Here is a 15,643-nt window from a genome sequence, read left to right as displayed (position 1 = left end):
CCTCGCGTCACGGCCTCGAATATTTCCGCGCCATCGCAAAGGGCTGGACACTTAGAGACGTGTGCATGCCGTAGACGAAGACGTGGGCGAGGGTTCCATGCACGCCTTCACTCCGGCTTGGCCGGCGCCGCCTTGTCGCCTACGCCGTTGAGCAGAGCGGTCACCGCGTCCGGCCCCTCGAATCCGGCCTCGCGCAGCACCCGGTCGAGGATCGGCTTGTTGGCCTGGTAGGCCAGCAATTGGCCGGCGATGCCGTCGCCGAGGCCGACGCCGCTACCGCCGGCGGCGCCATTGCCGCCACGGCCGAGCATGCCGCCTGTGTCGAAGATCTTGATGTCGGAGATCTTCTCGATCGGCTTCACCGCCTCGGCCAATGCCTGCGGGATGACGCGCAGCCGCTCGCGGGCGACCTCGAAGGCGATGACCTCGGCGCTCAGCTTGTTGCGGGCCTGGTTGAGCGTGGATTCGTTCTCGGCCGCGGCCCGGCCGATGTCCAGCATGCCGCTCGCCTTCACCTTGGCGGCCTGGGCCTCGGCCTCGGCGAGCGTGGTGATGGCCGCGGCCTGGTCGAGGGCCGCCTGCTTCTCGGCCTCGGCCTTGACGGTCACGGCGGTCGCCTCGGTCTCGGCCTTCATGCGGGCGTCGATGACCGCGATCTGCTTCTCGCGTTCGGCGATTTCCACCGCCTTGGCGGTGCCGACCTTTTCCTCAGCGGCGATGGCGAGCGCGCGGGCGATTTCGGCGGCCGCCTTGGCATCCGATTCCTCGCGGCTCTTGTTGGACACCGCGATGGCGCTTTCCTGCGAAACGATCTGCAGGTCGCGCTTGGCTTCGGTGTCCTTCTGCTGGACGTCGCGGGCCGCCTCGATATTGGCGGTCTCGCGGGCGCGCCGGGCCGCGGCCTCGCGTTCGGCGATGGCCTGTTCGGATTCGATGCGCGCCTCTTCCTCGGCCCTCTTGGCCGCTTGCTCCTTCTGCGCGGTCTCGGCGCGGGTCGCCGCCGTCTTATTGGCGATGTCGCGCTCCTGGGTCAGCTCGGCCTCGCGCTTGGTCCGCTCGATAGACAGCGTCTGCTGGCGCGCCTCGAGGTCCTTCTGGGCGATCGCCACTTCGGTGTCGCGGACGATGGAATTGCGCTCCTTGCGGCGTTCCTCGGTGATCCGGGTCAGCGCCGCCAGGCCCTGGGCGTCGAAGAAGTTGTTGGCGTTGAAATGCTTGATGTCGGTCTGGTCGAGCCTGGTCAGCGACACGGATTCCAGCTCCAGGCCGTTCGATTGCAGGTCGGCGCCAACGGCCTCCTGCACCGCCTTGACGAAGTCCATGCGCTGCTCCTGCAGCGCGTCGAGGTTCATCGTGGCGGCGACCGAGCGCAGGCCGTCGACGAATTTGGCTTCGATCAACAGGCGCAATTCGTCGACATTGTTGGTGCGCTGGCCGAGCGTCTGGGCGGCGAGCGCGATGGAAGAGGCGTCCGGCTTGACCCGCACATAGAACTCCGCGCCGATATCGACGCGCATGCGGTCCTTGGTGATCAAGGCCTCGCCTTCGCCGCGACGGACCTCCAGGCGCAGGGTCTTCAGGTTGACCCGGGCGATCGACTGGAAGATCGGTAGCACCACGGAGCCGCCGTCGAGCACCACTTTCTGGCCGCCGAGGCCGGTGCGCACATAGGCTTCGTCGCGCGACGAGCGATTGTAGAGCGAGGCCAGCACGAAGCCGATGCCGCAAATGGCGATAATGCCGATGATCGCCGGGATGATGAGCTCGAACATGGATCAGCGCTCCAGAGTTCCGTCGGATGGGGGAGGTCCGGCCGCAAGGTCGGCGGGCGCGGGAATGGCGAGGAAAATGCCCTTGGCCTGATCGACCAGCAGCACGGTTGCGCCGACCGGGATGCGGTCTTGCGCCTGTGCCGCGCGGGCATTGGCGACGTGCCAGTTGCCGTGAATATCCTTCAGGCGGACGCGGCCGGGCTTGCCCTGATCGAGCGGGCCGACGGTCACCTCGGCGGTGCGCCCGATGAAATCGGCGAGCTCCACGGCATAGGTCTCGTCACGCGGCACCACCCGTGCCACCTGCCGGCTCGACCAGCGGACGGCGGGCACGGCGGCGGCCACCGCGCCGGCTGCGGCGATCAGCACGGGCAGCGGCCGGATCAGCGCCGCCGCCAGGGCCTGGATGAGGAAGCCGGCGGCGGCGAAACAGGCGAGCGCCAGCAGGATCAGCACCATCAGCGGCACGCCGCCGACATTGAGCCAGGACAAGGAATGCGACAGGCCGTGCTCGCCGAAGGACTTGTCGACGAGCTCGCTCAGCGAGATGCCGACGACCAGCATCAGCACCTCGATCGCGGTCAGGCCGAACAGCATCACGGCGGCAATGGCGAAGGGGCGCACATCCGCGGCGAGGAACAGCTCCATATCAGCCGCCGCCGGACTTGAAGCGGGCAAGCCGCGCCTCGATGGCGCGCTCGCGATGCAGCCGGTCGAGCTCGTCGAGCTCGGCGGCGCCCGAAGCCTCCGTCCGGGGCACGCCGGTGACCCGCGAGACGGCGGCGGCGGCCCGCGCCGCACCCAGTTCGGCCGAGGGCCGTGTCGTGCGGCCGGAGGCCTCCTCGGGTGCGTGACGCGCGATGCTGCGCTTCAATTCGGCGAGCCGCGCCTCGGCCTCGCGCCGGGTGGCGAGCACCGCCTGCATGGCCTTCTGGCCGTCGTCGATGCGCGCGGCGGCATCGGCCAGCGCCTTGTCGAGCGCGGCGATCTGCGATTCCAGGTCGATCTGGCGGGCAACCGCGGCCTTGGCCAGGTCGTCGCGACCTTCACTCACCGCCAGCCGGATCTTGTCGTCGAGTGCGGTCAGGTCGGCGCTGATTTCGCCGCGCCGGCTCTGGATCCGGAATTCCTCGGCGCGCGCCTTGCCGAGATCGACACGGGCTTCATCGGCGGCGGTGTCGATCTCGCGGATCGCCTGTTCGACCACGGCGACCTTGCTGGTGCCTTCGGCCTTGTCGATGGCGGCATTGGCGACGCCGGCGATGAGCCGTCCCATGCGGGACAGAATACCTTCCTGAACCATCATCTTCTGCTCCATTGGCAAGATTTTCGGCACGACGCCGATCTCGATCTCGTAACGGCCGCCGCTGGCGATCAGCCGGGCCGGGAAGACGCTGTTCCAGCCCGGCGCATAACCCCTAATGTCGAAGGGCACGACGATGCGCCCATAGACCGTGGCGATGGTGAGGGCCGAAGGACCCTTGATGGCGAACAGCTTCTCGTCGAGCGGCAGGCCGCCGAGGCCGGCCGTCGTGCGGTTGCTGGCGAAGTCGCGAAGGCCCAGCGTCACCAGGCGCGAGGGCAGGCGAGTGCGCTGGCGGATCGTCTCATAAGCGAGGTCGTGCAGCGCCACGAGATTGGCGCCGCCGTCAGGCGAGAGCTCGGCCAGGATCGCCAGCATGAGGCCGTAATCGGCGAAGGTTTCCTCGATCGCCAGCACCGCGGCGGCGTCCGGAGCGAGCGCGTATCGAAGGGTCGACTGGTCGGTTCGCAGCGTGTCCATCATGGCTCCACACATAAAGCACTTCATTGGTGCTTTCAAGGGTGCCGTTAGGGAATGTTACCACGCGGGGGCCTGGATCGAAAAGAAGGTCGATCCCCGGTGGGAGCAATGCGGGGGATTCGAGGGGCGCGATTGGCCCGTTTCATGGGCGATGCCAGTTTAGCGCGACGCCACCGCATCGTTTTGACCGCGCTCGCCCCGGGCACCCACGACCTGTGCCCTCCGGGGGCGGGGCCTCCCATCGCCCTTTCACCTGCGGCCGCGCGACGTCTCGCCGCGGCCGAATCGTCTTTTCGCTTTCTTGACAACAAATCCTGTCAATCTAACCTGCGCCGCATGTTCGCTATCGACGTCGTCATCGATCCCACGGCCGTCGGTGTGCCGATCCTGGTCGGGGCCGCCTGGATCGGTGAAGGCGTTGCCGTGCCCAACGGGGAGGTTTCGTGATGCCGGTCGACAAACATGGGCCTGAGCGCCGCTCGGTCACGCTCGAATTCGAATTGCCGGGGACGCCGGAAGAGGTCTGGGCGGCGATTGCCACCGGCCCCGGTATCTCCTGCTGGTTCGTGCCCGCCGAGGTCGAAGAACGGCAAGGCGGCAAGGTTGCCTTCCATCTCGGGCCGGACATGGCCTCCACGGGCGAGGTAACGGCCTTCGAGCCGCCGCGCCGTTTTGCCTATGTCGAGCCCGACTGGAGCGACGGCGCGCCACCGCTCGGGACCGAATTCGTCATCCAGGCGCGCGCCGGCGGCACCTGCGTGGTTCGGCTGGTCCACAGCCTGTTCACCAGCTCGGCCGAATGGGACGACGAACTCGGCAGCATGGAAACCGGCTGGGGCGCCTTCTTCGTGGTGCTCAGGCTCTATCTCGGTCATTTCGCCGGGCTGCCGGGCACGTCGATCCGCCCGACCGGCCAATATCCCGGCTCCGAGGACGGTGCCTGGGCCCTGCTGACCGAAAAGCTCAACCTTTCCGGCGCGGCTCCGGGCGAGCGGCGCGCGGCGCCCGCCGGCACGGCGCCGGTGCTCGCCGGCAAGGTCGAGCGGGTCGGCCAGCAGCTGAATCACCGCGAGGTGACGATGATTCTCGACCAGCCGGCGCCCGGCCTGGCGCTGATCGGCACCTATAGCTGGGGTGGCGTCGTGCGCGCTGCGGTCAGCCTCTATTTTTATGGCGAGGGCGCCGCGCAGGTGGCCGCACGCCAGCAAAAGGCCTGGGACACATGGATGGCGGAGCATTTCAAGGCTCCGGGCGGAGATGCCGCGTCTGGTTGAGTGTGTGCTTTTCCTCGCCTTGTCATTGTCTCCGGATATCGACGTGCTAGCTTCGCCTTGGGGCAACGTGAAACTGGAGAACCCGCATGAGCATTTTCAGCTCGATCCTGAACAAGATTCTGCCCGGCCGCGCCAATGCGGCCGAGGCTCCGGCAGCGCCGGCGGCTGGCCAGCCCGCGGGTGGCTCCGCCAGTCCGGCTCCGGCCGCGGCAGGTGGTGCCGCTCCGGGCGCTGCTGCGGCTCCGGCGGCGACCGTCGACGTCGCAGCCCTGCTCAACGACCTCGCGTCGAAAGCCTCGCAGCCGTTGAACTGGAAGACCTCGATCGTCGACCTGATGAAACTGCTCGATCTCGACAGCAGCCTCGCGGCGCGCAAGGAGCTCGCCAAGGAGCTCAATTACACCGGCGACACCGGCGACTCCGCCACGATGAACGTCTGGCTGCACAAGCAGGTGATGGTCAAACTCGCCGCCAATGGCGGCAAGGTGCCTGACGATCTGAAGAACTGAGCTTCGGCCTGAGCTGACGGCGCCCCTTCGGACATCGATCCGGAGGGGCGCTCTCGTTTCGGCGATCGCGCGGCTTTCGACCTCAAAAAGCGCAGACGAACCAACCCTCTCCCAATGGGAGAGGGTTGGTTCGGTGGTGTCTTATCTCCTGCCGATGCGTCCGAGTGCCGCTGGCGCTTCACTATCGCGCCGGTGGATCCCGCTTCCGTCGGCCAGGACATCGCATGACCGCCTCGCCCTTCGCGCCCTTCGCCGACCTTGCCGACGCGCTGCTGCCGCACGCCACCGATCAGGCCGGCGACGGCTCGCATGATGTCTCGCATCTCGAGCGGGTCTGGAAGAACGCCGCGAAAATCCGGGCCGGCGAGGGTGGCGACACCGAGGTGCTGCTGGCGGCCACGCTGCTTCACGATAGCGTCGCGGTCGAGAAGAATTCGCCGCTGCGCGCCAAGGCCTCGCACCTGGCGGCGATGAAGGCGTCGGCCGTGCTGGGCGCTCTCGGATGGCAGGAGGCGAGGATCGCCGCGGTGGCGCATGCGATCGAAGCCCATAGCTTCTCGGCCGGCATCACCCCGGCGACCCTGGAAGCCAGGATCCTGCAGGATGCCGATCGCCTGGATGCGATCGGCATGGTCGGGGTGGCGCGCTGCTTCTATATCGCCGGCCGGATGGGCAGCGCGCTCTATGAGCCCGCCGATCCGCATGCCCGCGAGCGCGCCTATGACGACAAGCGCTTCGCCATCGACCACTTCCACACCAAGCTGTTCACACTCGCCTCCGGCTTTCAAACCCAGACCGGCGCCCGCCTTGCCGGGATCCGGCATGAGCGGCTGAAGCGGTTCCTGGAGGAATTTCTCGACGAGATCTGAGGCCCGATCGGATCGGCTCGAAGCCAGGGCATGGCGGGCGATAGAGCGCAAAGCAGGCTGCTTCAGCCTGAAACGATCGCGCCCTACAGCGGCAGCCGCGTCGCCTTGCTGATCAGCACCGGGCGGGCGATGCGCTCGACCGGCTCGGCGCGCGTCGCGTGGATGCGGCGGACCACATCCATGCCCTCCACCACCTTGCCGAAGGCGGCGAAGCCTTGGCCGTCCGGATGCCTTCCGCCGCCGAAATCGAGCGAGGGCTGGTCGCCGATGCAAATGAAGAAGGCGGCGCTCGCCGTGCCGGTGGCGAGCCGGGCCATCGACAGCGTACCGTCCAGGTGCTTCAGGCCGATGACATCGGTGGTTTCATGCGCGATGCGCGGCAATGGCGGCTCCTGTCCCTCCGCACCGCGCCAGCCGAACTGGATCACCTCGATCTTGTGCTTCGTGTCGGCCGGCTGATTGGCCATGGTCACGATGCGATAGACCGACTGGCCGTCGAGCAGCCCCTTGTCGACATAGGCGAGGAAGTTGTTGGCCGAGACCGGCGCGCGATCCGGATAGACCTCGACGACGAAATCGCCGAGCTCGGTCGCGATCTTCACCCGCGGCGGCCGGGCCTGGGCGCCCACCCGTCCAGCCAGCGAAACGGCACCGGCTGCGAGCACCGCCGGCAGGATGGCGTTGAGCAGGCGGCGGCGCATGATGGAAATGCCTCGTATGGGATGCCGTTCGGTCATGAACCCCTCGTCCTTGCCCGTGCGTGGCCGTGCCCGGTCGGGCATGGCCCGCGCGATCATCGGGGAACCGCCGGCGCCGGGCAATGGCTGGGCTGTCGTATCAGGGCCGCAACGAGGCTGCGATGAACGTGGTGCCGGTTTTCACCGGTGGCCGCGCCGTGACGCCTCAGGCCTGCGCCTCGAGGCGGGCATAGCTCGCCTCCATGCCGTGCTCCATGCCACTCGCCAGCATGGCGGCGCGCGTCTCGGCGTCCGGCAAGGTCATGCGCATGGTCATCAGCGTGCCCGCGCCGTCCTTGTCGAAGCGGGTTTCCACATGGTTGTCCGGGGTCGTGTCGGGCAGATGCATGCGCTCGACATGGACGATCCGGCTGAACGGGACCAGTTCGACATATTCACCGGTCAGGCTGAAGCCGGCGCCTTTGCCGTCGCTCCATTCGTAGCGGATCTTGCCGCCCGGACGGGCTTCGTTGACGCAGACCGGCATGGTCCAGCCATCGGGGCCGAGCAGCCATTTCTGGACCAGCTTCGGTTCGGTATGGGCGCGATAGACCGCTTCGGGCGAGGCTGCAAAGCGCCTGGTGACGACGATATGGCGATCGCCTTCGGTCTTGAGCACGAGCTTGGTCATGGGGCTTCCTTTCAGGGGCTGGGTTGTCCGGGGGCGGGGTCGCTCAGTCGTCGGGGTTCATGCCGGCCAGCACCTGGTCCAGCCGGTCGTAATTGGTCGCCAGCGCGGCCCGCAGCATGGCGAGCCACTGGTCGATCTCGGTGATGCCGCCCGCCGCCAGCCGGCAGGGCCGCTTGGTGCCTTCGATGCGCCGTTCGATGAGCCCGGCACCCTCGAGCACCTTCAGATGCCGGGAAATGGCCGGCTGCGTCATCTCGAAGGGCTCGGCCAGCTCCATGACGGTGGCTTCCCCTAGCGCCAGCCGGGCGAGGAGGGCCCGCCGCGTCGGGTCGGCAAGGGCGGAAAAGGCAGCATCGAGACGGGGCATTTGCGTCACTCGTTATATAACAAGCCTTTTATATAACGAGATCGCTATCGTCAAGCGAATGCCGAATTTTTCCGAGCCGGGGCCGGCAGGTCGGCCGCGCGCCTTGGACTGCGATCTCGCGGCGCCGGCCAAATCCTTGTCCCGCCGTGCAAAAGGAGCCCGCCGGCACTGCGGCTCCAGGGCTGCCGGCGAGCCGCCGGACATGGCATGCTCTCCGGAAACCAGCCTGGGAGCCCCGCCATTCGCCGCATGGAGACCTGGACCTATTGGCGCGACGGCGGCGCGGGAGCGATCGAACTGGCCTGCTGGGCCGGCGATCGCGCGCCCGACCTCAAGCCCCATTTTCACGAGGCGACGCAACTCACCTTGGTGCTGGCGGGTGCCCGGACCTTCGAGGCTGGCGGCGCGAGGCTGGATGTCGCGGCCGGGCAATGCGCGGTCGTTCCGGCGGGCTTGCCGCATCGCAGCCTGCCGGAGCTTCATGCCGGCACACGCTGCCTCAATCTCTACCCGCCGGCACCGGCGATCGCTGGGCCGGCCGTGGTGATCGATCTGCCGGATATGGTGGACCTTGCGGCCACGCTCGCGCCGGCCGACCTCACGGCCCGCATCTCGGCGCGCCTTCTGGAACGGATGGGCGCGGCCGTAATCACGCCAGGCCCGGCGGCCGGACGCGCCGGGCTGGTTGCGGGAAGCGCCAGCATCGGCCGGCTCGCCGCGCGCGCCGGCATGGCCCGCGAAACGTTCAGCCGGCGCTTCGCCCGCACGACCGGCCTGCCGCCGCATGCCTGGCGCATCGTCGCGCGGCTGAACGCGGCGCGCGACCGGTTGCGCGCCGGCGCGCCGATCGCCGACACGGCAGCCGAACTCGGCTTTTCCGACCAGAGCCATTTCGGCCGGCAGTTCCGGCGCGTCTTCGGCGTCACGCCTGCGGCCTATCGGGAGGGGATCGCCCCGTCACAAATGTTCCAGACGTCACCGCCCGCGTGATCTAGCCCTGGGCCGATCCGGAGAGGGCCTGGCATGGACTTGGGCGTCGCGATTCTTCTGTTCCTGGCGGGCTTGGCCGGTGGCATCATCAATGCGGTCGCCGGCGGCGCGACGCTCGTCACCTTTCCGGTCATGCTGGCGGCCGGCCTGCCGCCGGTCATCGCCAATGCCTCCAACGCGGTGGCGATCTCGCCCGGCCACCTGATCGCGGCTTTCGCCGACCGGGCCAAGCTGCCGCCTCTCGATCGCCGGCTCGCCGCCGCGCTCGGCGTCGCGCTGGCCGGCGGGGTCATCGGCGCGCTGCTCCTGCGGGCGCTGCCCGACCGGCTGTTCGTCCTGCCGGTGCCGGCCTTGATCGGTTTCGCCACGCTGCTCTTCGCCTTCGCACCCGACATCCAGGCCTGGGCGGAGAGGCGGCGTGGCGGGGCGGCGCCGTCGCGGACGGCCGGTCTCGGCGTGCTCGCCGGCGCCTCCGTCTATGGCGGCTTCTTCGGCGCCGGCCTCGGCGTCATCCTGACCGCGGTCCTGTCGATCGCCGAACCGAACGACATCCGCAAGGTCAAGGTCTTGAAGAACCTGCTTGCCACCGCCGTCAGCCTTGCCGCCATCGTCATTTTCATCAGCCAGGGCATGGTGCGCTGGCCGGAGACCCTGGTCATGCTCGCCGGCGCGCTGGTCGGCGGTTATGCCGGCGGCGTGCTCGTCCGTATCCTGCCGGGACGCTTGGTCCAGCGGTCCGTCATCCTGGCCGGTGCGGTGATGACGGTCGTCTACGCTTGGCGCTACTGGTTCTGAGCGCCGGTCACGCCGGGTGGCTGAAGCGGGCCCGCTGCGCATCCCGCGTGAGGCTGCGGAAGGCGTCGCCGGTGACATGCACCAGCGACTTGTGGTCGCCGCCCGCTGAGCTGTGACGGCTCGCTTCTGGCCAGCGCGCCGAGGCGGCAAGACGCCTTTGGCTCACGCCGCAAACGAGAGTAGAATAGCGCAAGGCTCGCTGGCGATGGCCGGCGAATGGCGGAACCGCGCCGGATGCGGGATGCCGAAGCAATGGCGGCCGATCCTGACACGCGGGGCGACAGGTCGTTGACGACGAGCCCCTTGGACCGCCAGCACTTTGGACCACGGCGCTATCGCATCTCGATCGACCTCCTGGGGCCTGCCCAATCGAAGGGTCCGACGAAGCGAAGATCGACGAGTCGAAAAAGCCGCGATAGGAGCAGGGAGGAAACAATGCCGGCAAAAACCCGTGACCGGACGCCATCTTACCCGGCGCCCGAAGGCATACGCCAGGCGGACCCCTGGCTTAAGGAAGGCCCGCTGTCGCCTTGGGTCATGTGGCCGATCCTGACGGTCCTGCTGGTCCTGCTGCTGATGGCGGTCTGGCGGGGTTGACGCGTTCCGATCGGGGTGTGTCGAGCTCGATACATCCGGGTTGACTTGGCGGCCGGCCTCATGAGATGACACCGGCATCATGACCCTGTGCCTTGGCGCCACCCTTCGACTTGTCTGCCCGTCCTCCTGAGGGAGGCGGGGGAACGTCGTTTGGGGTTGTCGACCGCACGGGTGCCGTCATGCCGATGGAAGAACCATCGAAGTCTTTCCTGATTGATCGTGGTGTATCGCGTCGTGCGGGCCTCAGCCCGGCGGCCTCGCGACTTATCGGCAGCCGTCGGGACTGACGGCCGCCCGACGGCTGGAGCACGGCCCGCGTCCTTCACGCCGGCCACGCCGTATTCGACCCTTTCATTCGAATACCGAAAAGCTCAAGCGAGACAACATCATGCTGACCAATCCTGACTCGAAATATCGTCCCTTCGCGGCCCCCGTGGCGCTGGCCGACCGACAATGGCCGTCGCGCCGCATCGAGGCCGCGCCGCGCTGGGTCTCGACCGACCTGCGCGACGGCAACCAGTCGCTGGCCGACCCCATGGGCGTGGACAAGAAGCTGCGCTTCTACGACATGCTCCTGAAGATCGGCTTCAAGGAGATCGAGATCGGCTTTCCCTCGGCCTCCGATACCGAGTTCGATTTCGTCCGCAACCTGATCGACGGCGGCAAGATCCCCGACGACGTCACCGTGCAGGTGCTGACCCAGGCGCGCGAAGACCTGATCGTCAGAACCTTCGAGTCCCTGAAGGGGGTACGCCAGGCGATCGTTCACATGTATGTCGCGACCGCACCTCTGTTCCGGCGCGTGGTGTTCGGCATGGACAAGGCCGAGATCATCGCGCTGTCGGTCGCCGGTGCGCGCACCATGCTGGCCGAAAGCCGCAAGCAGCCGGAGACGCGCTGGACCTTCGAATATTCGCCGGAGACCTTTTCCTTCACCGAGCCCGAATTCGCGCTGGAGGTCTGCGAGCGGGTGCTGGACGTGTTCCAGCCGACGCCGGAGAACCCGGTCATCCTCAACCTGCCGGCGACCGTCGAGGTCGCCATGCCCAATATCTATGCCGACCAGATCGAGTGGTTCTGCCGCAACATCTCGCGCCGCGACGCGGTCGTCATCAGCCTGCATCCGCATAACGACCGGGGCACCGGCGTGGCCGCCACCGAACTGGGCCTGCTGGCCGGCGCCGACCGGGTCGAGGGCTGCCTGTTCGGCAATGGCGAGCGCACCGGCAATGTCGACCTGGTGACTCTGGCCTTGAATCTCTACACGCAAGGCATTGATCCCAAACTGGATTTCTCCGGCATGCGCGAGGTGGTCGGCACGGTGGAGCATTGCAACGGCCTGCCGGTGCATCCGCGCCACCCCTATGCCGGCGAACTGGTGTTCACCGCCTTTTCCGGCTCGCACCAGGACGCCATCAAGAAGGGCTTCGCCGCGCACGAGACGCGCAATGACGGCGTCTGGGAAATGCCCTATTTGCCGATCGATCCGGCCGACCTCGGCGAGACCTACGAGGCGGTGATCCGGGTCAACAGCCAGTCCGGCAAGGGCGGTGTCGCCTGGGTGCTGGAACAGGACCGGGGGCTCAAGCTGCCGCGCCGTTTCCAGGTCGATTTCAGCCGCGCCGTCCAGGAAATCGCCGACCGGACCGGCAAGGAAATGACCTCCGAGAGCATCTGGGAGGCCTTCCAGGCGGCCTATCACCTCGACGGTACCAAGCGCTTCGCCCTGGTCGACTACGAGGAGGCGGGCCTGCGCCGGCCCGGTGAGAAGCGGCGTTTCGCCGGCCATATCAGCATGGATGGCGAAGTGCGGGCGATTTCGGGCATCGGCAACGGTCTCATTTCCGGTGTGGTGGCGGCGCTGAACGACGGCTGCGGCATCGACCTGGAAGTGGTCGACTATCACGAACATGCGCTACGCCGCGGGTCGGATGCCCAGGCCGCGGCTTATGTCGAATGCCGCCTGGCCGATGGCCGTACCGTCTTCGGCATTGGCATCGACGGCGATGTCGCCACCGCCTCGGTGAAGGCCGTGCTCGGCGCGGCCAACGCGGTGTGAGCGGGTGAGGGCAGGGCGTCGGCCATTCGGGCCGGCGCCCGGTTCGGCCGGGCCAATGTCAAGAACGCGTGAGCCTGCGGGCAAGGGTGGCGCACAAAGCGGCATGCGGGCTAATCTGAACGTTCTCGCGAGGTTCCGAGGGATGGCGCCATGACTGCGAAGCCGATCAAGATCCCCGGCCCGGATCATCCCATCACCATCACGCCGAACCCGGCGCGCCTCGTCGTGACGGTCGCCGGCAAGGTCGTCGCCGACAGCCGGAACGCTCTCACGTTGCGCGAGGCGAGCCTGCCGCCGGTCCAGTATATCCCGCGCGGCGATGTCGATATGGCGCTGCTGCAACGGACCGATCATTCAACCTATTGCCCCTATAAGGGCGACTGCGCCTATTTCAGCATCCCCGCCGGCGGCGAGAGATCGGTCAACGCGGTATGGAGCTACGAGGCGCCTTACGCGGCGGTCGCCGCGATCAAGGACCACGTCGCTTTCTACCCCGACAGGGTCGACGCGATCGAGGAACGGCCGGCGGCTTGACGCGTCGGGCGAGGGCTTGAAGCGCTCCGCCTGTCGCTATGGTGCCGACGGCACGAGCTTGCCGGGGTTCATGACGCCGTGCGGATCGAGCGCGGCCTTGATCGCGCGCATGGCGGCGAGCGCCGGCTCGCCATGCTCGGCGGCGAGGTATTTCATTTTGGCCTGGCCGACGCCGTGCTCACCGGTGCAGGTGCCGCCGCCGGCGAGGGCGCGTGCGACGAGCCGGCCGAGAAAGGCCTCCGCCGTGGCGATCTCGCCAGCGCTTTCCATGTCGACCAGGACCAGCACGTGGAAATTGCCGTCGCCGACATGGCCGACGATCGGCGCGATCAGCCTGGTCTCGGCGATGTCGCGCTGGGTTGCCACGACGCATTCGGCCAGCTGCGAAATCGGCACGCAGACATCGGTCGAAATCACCTTGGCGCCCGGCTTCAGCGCCGAGGCGGCCCAATGGGCGTCGTGGCGCGCGGTCCACAGCCGGTTGCGCTCTTCCGCCTCAGCAGCCCACTGGAACGGTCCGCCGCCGTGCTCTTCGGCGATCGCGCCGAAGCCCGCCGCCTGTTCCGCCACCCCCGAATGGCTGCCGTGGAACTCGACGAACAGGGTCGGTGTCTCGGCCAGCGTCAGCCTGGAATAGGCATTGGCCGCGCGTACCTGCAAGGTATCGAGAAGCTCGATGCGGGCGACCGGAATGCCCGACTGGATCGTCGCGATGACCGCCTCGCAGGCGGCCGCGACGGTCGGGAACGGGCAGATGCCGCCCGAGATGGCCTCCGGAATGCCGTGCAGCTTCAAGGTCAGCTCGGTGATGATGCCGAGCGTGCCCTCGGCGCCGATCATCAGGCGGGTCAGGTCGTAGCCCGCCGAGGATTTGCGCGCCCGGCCGCCGGTCCGGGCGACCTCGCCGTTCGGCAGTACCACGGTGAGCCCCAGCACATTGTCTTTCATCGTGCCGTAGCGCAACGCATTGGTGCCGGAGGCGCGGGTCGAGGCCATGCCGCCGAGCGAGGCGTCGGCGCCCGGATCGATCGGGAAGAACAGCCCGGTCGCCCTGAGGTGCTCGTTCAGGCTCTTGCGCGTCACGCCGGCCTCGACCCGACAATCGAGGTCATCGGAATGGACGGCGAGGATGCCGGTCATGTCGCGCAGCGAGACGGTGATGCCGCCATGCGGCGCGTTGACATGCCCCTCGACCGAGGTGCCGGTGCCGAAGGGGATCACCGGCACCTGGTACGCGGCGCAGAGCGCCACGATGGCGGCGACGTCCTCGGTCGTGCGGGGAAACACCACGGCATCGGCGGGCTCGTTGGCGACCCAGGTAATGGTGTGGGCGTGCTGGCGGCGAACGATCTCGGCGGTCGAAAGGCGCTCGCCGAAACGCTCGGCGAGCCGGCGGACCACGTCCGCCAGCGCCTGAGGTGGGGGCCGGGACCGGCCCAGGGAGGTTTCCGTCGTCATGGCCGGCCCCGCTCGTCTCGTCAGCGCCTCAGCGTCCTCAGCACGATGCTGTCATAGGAATATTCGGATGCTTGGTACCAGATGCTCGAGTCGTTCTGGAACTTGCGCATGCTGTCATAGAAGGTCTTGAACTGGGCATTGGAGGCCGAAAGCTCGTCATAGAGCGCCATCGCGGCCTTGTGAGCGGCATCGATGATCTCCGGCGAGAACGGCCTGAGCTTGGCGCCGCCGGCGACCACCCGGCGCAGCGCCGGCGGGTTGACCACGTCGTAGCGCGCCACGCAGTCGACATTGGCCAGCGCCGCGGCCGAGGTCAAAGCCGCCTGGTAGGATTTCGGCAGCTTGTCCCACTGGCCGATATTGATGAAGAAGTGCTCCATCGAACTGCCGTCCCACCAGCCCGGATAGTAATAATAGGGCGCAACCTTGTAGAGCCCCAGCCGCTCGTCGTCATAGGGACCGTTGAACTCGGCCCCGTCGATGGTGCCGCGCTCCAGCGCCGGATAGATGTCGCCGCCGCCGACCTGCTGGGGCACCGCGCCGAGCTTGGCCAGGATATTGCCGCCCAGGCCGGAAATGCGGAACTTCAGGCCCTTGATGTCGTCGACGCCGTTGATCTCCTTGCGGAACCAGCCGCCCATCTGGCAGCCGGTATTGCCGCCGGGAAGCGCCACGACGTTGAACTTGCTGAAGAAATCGGCAAGCAGGGCCTTGCCCTCGCCGTGATAGGCCCAGGCATTCTGCTGGCGCGTGTTGAGCCCGAAGGACACATGCGTGCCGAAGGCGAAGGCCGGGTCCTTGCCGACGTAATAATAGGCGGCCGAGTGACAGATCTCGACCGTGTTGTTGCTGACCGCGTCGAGCGCCTGCAGGGCGGGCACCACCTCGCCGGCGGCGAAGACCTGGATCTGGAACCGGTTGTCGGTGGCCTCGGCGACATTCCTGGCCAGCACCTCGGCGCAGCCATAGAGCACGTCGAGGTTTTTCGGAAAGCTCGAAACGAGCCGCCAGCGAATGGCCGGCTCGGTCTGCGCGACCGCCGGCGCCGCCAGGGCGAGGGCGCCTACCGCGCCCGATGTCGCTGATGTCAGGAACGCACGTCTCTTCATCGCTTCCTCCAGTGATCTCCCGTAGGTTCGGGAGATTTATTCATTCTATGAATTATCAATTCAAATCTAGCATGACGTCGCGGATGGTGCTAGTCGAACAGCGACATGGACGGGTGGCGTGCGGCGCACGTCGCCCGCCAGCCGCCCAACGAAGCCGGA

General features: G+C 67.5%; 17 protein-coding genes and 1 pseudogene. 9 read left to right on the top strand and 9 right to left on the bottom strand.

What is annotated here, in order from left to right; translation table 11 throughout:
* Positions 1-107: 107 nt before the first annotated feature.
* The 3 genes from AC07WJ_RS27560 to AC07WJ_RS27550 are packed head-to-tail and all read right to left on the bottom strand — an operon-like array spanning position 108 to position 3,558.
* A complete protein-coding gene (locus tag AC07WJ_RS27560) occupies positions 108-1,772 on the bottom strand; it encodes a flotillin family protein (protein WP_494937888.1) in 1,665 nt (554 codons plus the stop codon).
* A gap of 3 nt (positions 1,773-1,775) precedes the next feature.
* The gene (locus AC07WJ_RS27555) at positions 1,776-2,420 is read right to left on the bottom strand and encodes an OB-fold-containig protein (protein ID WP_494937887.1); all 645 of its coding nucleotides are present in this window, start codon (positions 2,418-2,420) and stop codon (positions 1,776-1,778) included.
* Between the two features lies 1 nt (position 2,421).
* The gene (locus AC07WJ_RS27550; protein WP_494937886.1) at positions 2,422-3,558 is read right to left on the bottom strand and encodes a PspA/IM30 family protein; all 1,137 of its coding nucleotides are present in this window, start codon (positions 3,556-3,558) and stop codon (positions 2,422-2,424) included.
* A gap of 129 nt (positions 3,559-3,687) precedes the next feature.
* Between AC07WJ_RS27550 and AC07WJ_RS27545 the strand changes: the two genes are divergently transcribed.
* From AC07WJ_RS27545 to AC07WJ_RS27530, 4 genes are all read left to right on the top strand, one after another.
* Positions 3,688-4,002, top strand: a complete 315-nt coding sequence (locus AC07WJ_RS27545; RefSeq protein WP_494937885.1) for a hypothetical protein — start codon at positions 3,688-3,690, stop codon at positions 4,000-4,002.
* Positions 4,002-4,829, top strand: coding sequence for an SRPBCC family protein (locus AC07WJ_RS27540; protein WP_494937884.1), 828 nt, complete (start codon positions 4,002-4,004; stop codon positions 4,827-4,829). Before AC07WJ_RS27545 ends, AC07WJ_RS27540 begins: the two co-directional genes overlap by 1 nt.
* Before the next feature lie 86 nt (positions 4,830-4,915).
* Positions 4,916-5,338: a DUF3597 domain-containing protein gene (locus tag AC07WJ_RS27535; protein WP_494937883.1), complete on the top strand. Its 423-nt coding sequence runs from the start codon at positions 4,916-4,918 to the stop codon at positions 5,336-5,338.
* A 224-nt stretch (positions 5,339-5,562) separates the two neighbouring features.
* Positions 5,563-6,207: an HD domain-containing protein gene (locus tag AC07WJ_RS27530; RefSeq protein ID WP_494937882.1), complete on the top strand. Its 645-nt coding sequence runs from the start codon at positions 5,563-5,565 to the stop codon at positions 6,205-6,207.
* Between the two features lie 83 nt (positions 6,208-6,290).
* Here AC07WJ_RS27530 and AC07WJ_RS27525 read toward each other — a convergent pair whose 3' ends face one another.
* The 3 genes from AC07WJ_RS27525 to AC07WJ_RS27515 all read right to left on the bottom strand — a co-directional run bounded on the left by AC07WJ_RS27525 (position 6,291) and on the right by AC07WJ_RS27515 (position 7,942).
* Positions 6,291-6,944 (bottom strand): peptidylprolyl isomerase, encoded by a 654-nt coding sequence (locus tag AC07WJ_RS27525; RefSeq protein WP_494937881.1) that lies wholly within the window; start codon positions 6,942-6,944, stop codon positions 6,291-6,293.
* A gap of 166 nt (positions 6,945-7,110) precedes the next feature.
* Positions 7,111-7,575: an SRPBCC domain-containing protein gene (locus AC07WJ_RS27520; protein ID WP_494937880.1), complete on the bottom strand. Its 465-nt coding sequence runs from the start codon at positions 7,573-7,575 to the stop codon at positions 7,111-7,113.
* Positions 7,576-7,618: 43 nt separating this feature from the next.
* The gene (locus AC07WJ_RS27515) at positions 7,619-7,942 is read right to left on the bottom strand and encodes an ArsR/SmtB family transcription factor (protein ID WP_494937879.1); all 324 of its coding nucleotides are present in this window, start codon (positions 7,940-7,942) and stop codon (positions 7,619-7,621) included.
* Between the two features lie 207 nt (positions 7,943-8,149).
* Here AC07WJ_RS27515 and AC07WJ_RS27510 point away from each other — a divergent pair, with 207 nt between their 5' ends.
* Together AC07WJ_RS27510 and AC07WJ_RS27505 are read left to right on the top strand one after the other, a co-directional pair.
* Positions 8,150-8,932, top strand: a complete 783-nt coding sequence (locus tag AC07WJ_RS27510; RefSeq protein WP_494937878.1) for an AraC family transcriptional regulator — start codon at positions 8,150-8,152, stop codon at positions 8,930-8,932.
* Positions 8,933-8,965: 33 nt separating this feature from the next.
* Positions 8,966-9,727, top strand: coding sequence for a sulfite exporter TauE/SafE family protein (locus AC07WJ_RS27505; protein WP_494937877.1), 762 nt, complete (start codon positions 8,966-8,968; stop codon positions 9,725-9,727).
* A gap of 7 nt (positions 9,728-9,734) precedes the next feature.
* Here AC07WJ_RS27505 and AC07WJ_RS27500 read toward each other — a convergent pair.
* Positions 9,735-9,830, bottom strand: a pseudogene (locus AC07WJ_RS27500) (aminoacyl-tRNA deacylase); the annotation flags it as partial.
* A 332-nt stretch (positions 9,831-10,162) separates the two neighbouring features.
* Between AC07WJ_RS27500 and AC07WJ_RS27495 the strand changes: the two are divergent.
* The 3 genes from AC07WJ_RS27495 (at position 10,163) to AC07WJ_RS27485 (ending at position 12,917) form a co-directional block, all read left to right on the top strand.
* On the top strand, positions 10,163-10,324 hold the full coding sequence (locus AC07WJ_RS27495; protein WP_494937876.1) for a hypothetical protein: 162 nt from the start codon (positions 10,163-10,165) through the stop codon (positions 10,322-10,324).
* A gap of 388 nt (positions 10,325-10,712) precedes the next feature.
* Positions 10,713-12,383: a 2-isopropylmalate synthase gene (gene leuA / locus AC07WJ_RS27490; RefSeq protein ID WP_494937875.1), complete on the top strand. Its 1,671-nt coding sequence runs from the start codon at positions 10,713-10,715 to the stop codon at positions 12,381-12,383.
* 150 nt (positions 12,384-12,533) lie between these two features.
* A complete protein-coding gene (locus tag AC07WJ_RS27485) occupies positions 12,534-12,917 on the top strand; it encodes a DUF427 domain-containing protein (RefSeq protein WP_494937874.1) in 384 nt (127 codons plus the stop codon).
* 36 nt (positions 12,918-12,953) lie between these two features.
* Here AC07WJ_RS27485 and AC07WJ_RS27480 read toward each other — a convergent pair whose 3' ends face one another.
* Together AC07WJ_RS27480 and AC07WJ_RS27475 are read right to left on the bottom strand one after the other, a co-directional pair.
* Positions 12,954-14,375, bottom strand: coding sequence for an FAD-binding oxidoreductase (locus tag AC07WJ_RS27480; protein WP_494937873.1), 1,422 nt, complete (start codon positions 14,373-14,375; stop codon positions 12,954-12,956).
* Positions 14,376-14,395: 20 nt separating this feature from the next.
* Positions 14,396-15,484, bottom strand: coding sequence for a TRAP transporter substrate-binding protein (locus AC07WJ_RS27475; RefSeq protein ID WP_494937872.1), 1,089 nt, complete (start codon positions 15,482-15,484; stop codon positions 14,396-14,398).
* Positions 15,485-15,643: the final 159 nt, after the last annotated feature.

This window comes from Phreatobacter sp. GW821-FHT04C01 (genome assembly GCF_059420385.1).
The sequence above is the reverse complement of the archived record's forward strand: the minus strand, read 5'-3'. Positions and strand labels throughout refer to the sequence as shown.

Coding starts and splice junctions, on each gene's coding strand:
- AC07WJ_RS27560 (WP_494937888.1), bottom strand. CDS start 1,772: ATGTTCGAGCTCATCATCCCGGCGATCATCGGCATTATCGCCATTTGC.
- AC07WJ_RS27550 (WP_494937886.1), bottom strand. CDS start 3,558: ATGATGGACACGCTGCGAACCGACCAGTCGACCCTTCGATACGCGCTC.
- AC07WJ_RS27540 (WP_494937884.1), top strand. CDS start 4,002: ATGCCGGTCGACAAACATGGGCCTGAGCGCCGCTCGGTCACGCTCGAA.
- AC07WJ_RS27480 (WP_494937873.1), bottom strand. CDS start 14,375: ATGACGACGGAAACCTCCCTGGGCCGGTCCCGGCCCCCACCTCAGGCG.
- AC07WJ_RS27535 (WP_494937883.1), top strand. CDS start 4,916: ATGAGCATTTTCAGCTCGATCCTGAACAAGATTCTGCCCGGCCGCGCC.
- AC07WJ_RS27525 (WP_494937881.1), bottom strand. CDS start 6,944: ATGACCGAACGGCATCCCATACGAGGCATTTCCATCATGCGCCGCCGC.
- AC07WJ_RS27520 (WP_494937880.1), bottom strand. CDS start 7,575: ATGACCAAGCTCGTGCTCAAGACCGAAGGCGATCGCCATATCGTCGTC.
- leuA (WP_494937875.1), top strand. CDS start 10,713: ATGCTGACCAATCCTGACTCGAAATATCGTCCCTTCGCGGCCCCCGTG.
- AC07WJ_RS27530 (WP_494937882.1), top strand. CDS start 5,563: ATGACCGCCTCGCCCTTCGCGCCCTTCGCCGACCTTGCCGACGCGCTG.
- AC07WJ_RS27515 (WP_494937879.1), bottom strand. CDS start 7,942: ATGCCCCGTCTCGATGCTGCCTTTTCCGCCCTTGCCGACCCGACGCGG.
- AC07WJ_RS27495 (WP_494937876.1), top strand. CDS start 10,163: ATGCCGGCAAAAACCCGTGACCGGACGCCATCTTACCCGGCGCCCGAA.
- AC07WJ_RS27485 (WP_494937874.1), top strand. CDS start 12,534: ATGACTGCGAAGCCGATCAAGATCCCCGGCCCGGATCATCCCATCACC.
- AC07WJ_RS27510 (WP_494937878.1), top strand. CDS start 8,150: ATGCTCTCCGGAAACCAGCCTGGGAGCCCCGCCATTCGCCGCATGGAG.
- AC07WJ_RS27505 (WP_494937877.1), top strand. CDS start 8,966: ATGGACTTGGGCGTCGCGATTCTTCTGTTCCTGGCGGGCTTGGCCGGT.
- AC07WJ_RS27555 (WP_494937887.1), bottom strand. CDS start 2,420: ATGGAGCTGTTCCTCGCCGCGGATGTGCGCCCCTTCGCCATTGCCGCC.
- AC07WJ_RS27475 (WP_494937872.1), bottom strand. CDS start 15,484: ATGAAGAGACGTGCGTTCCTGACATCAGCGACATCGGGCGCGGTAGGC.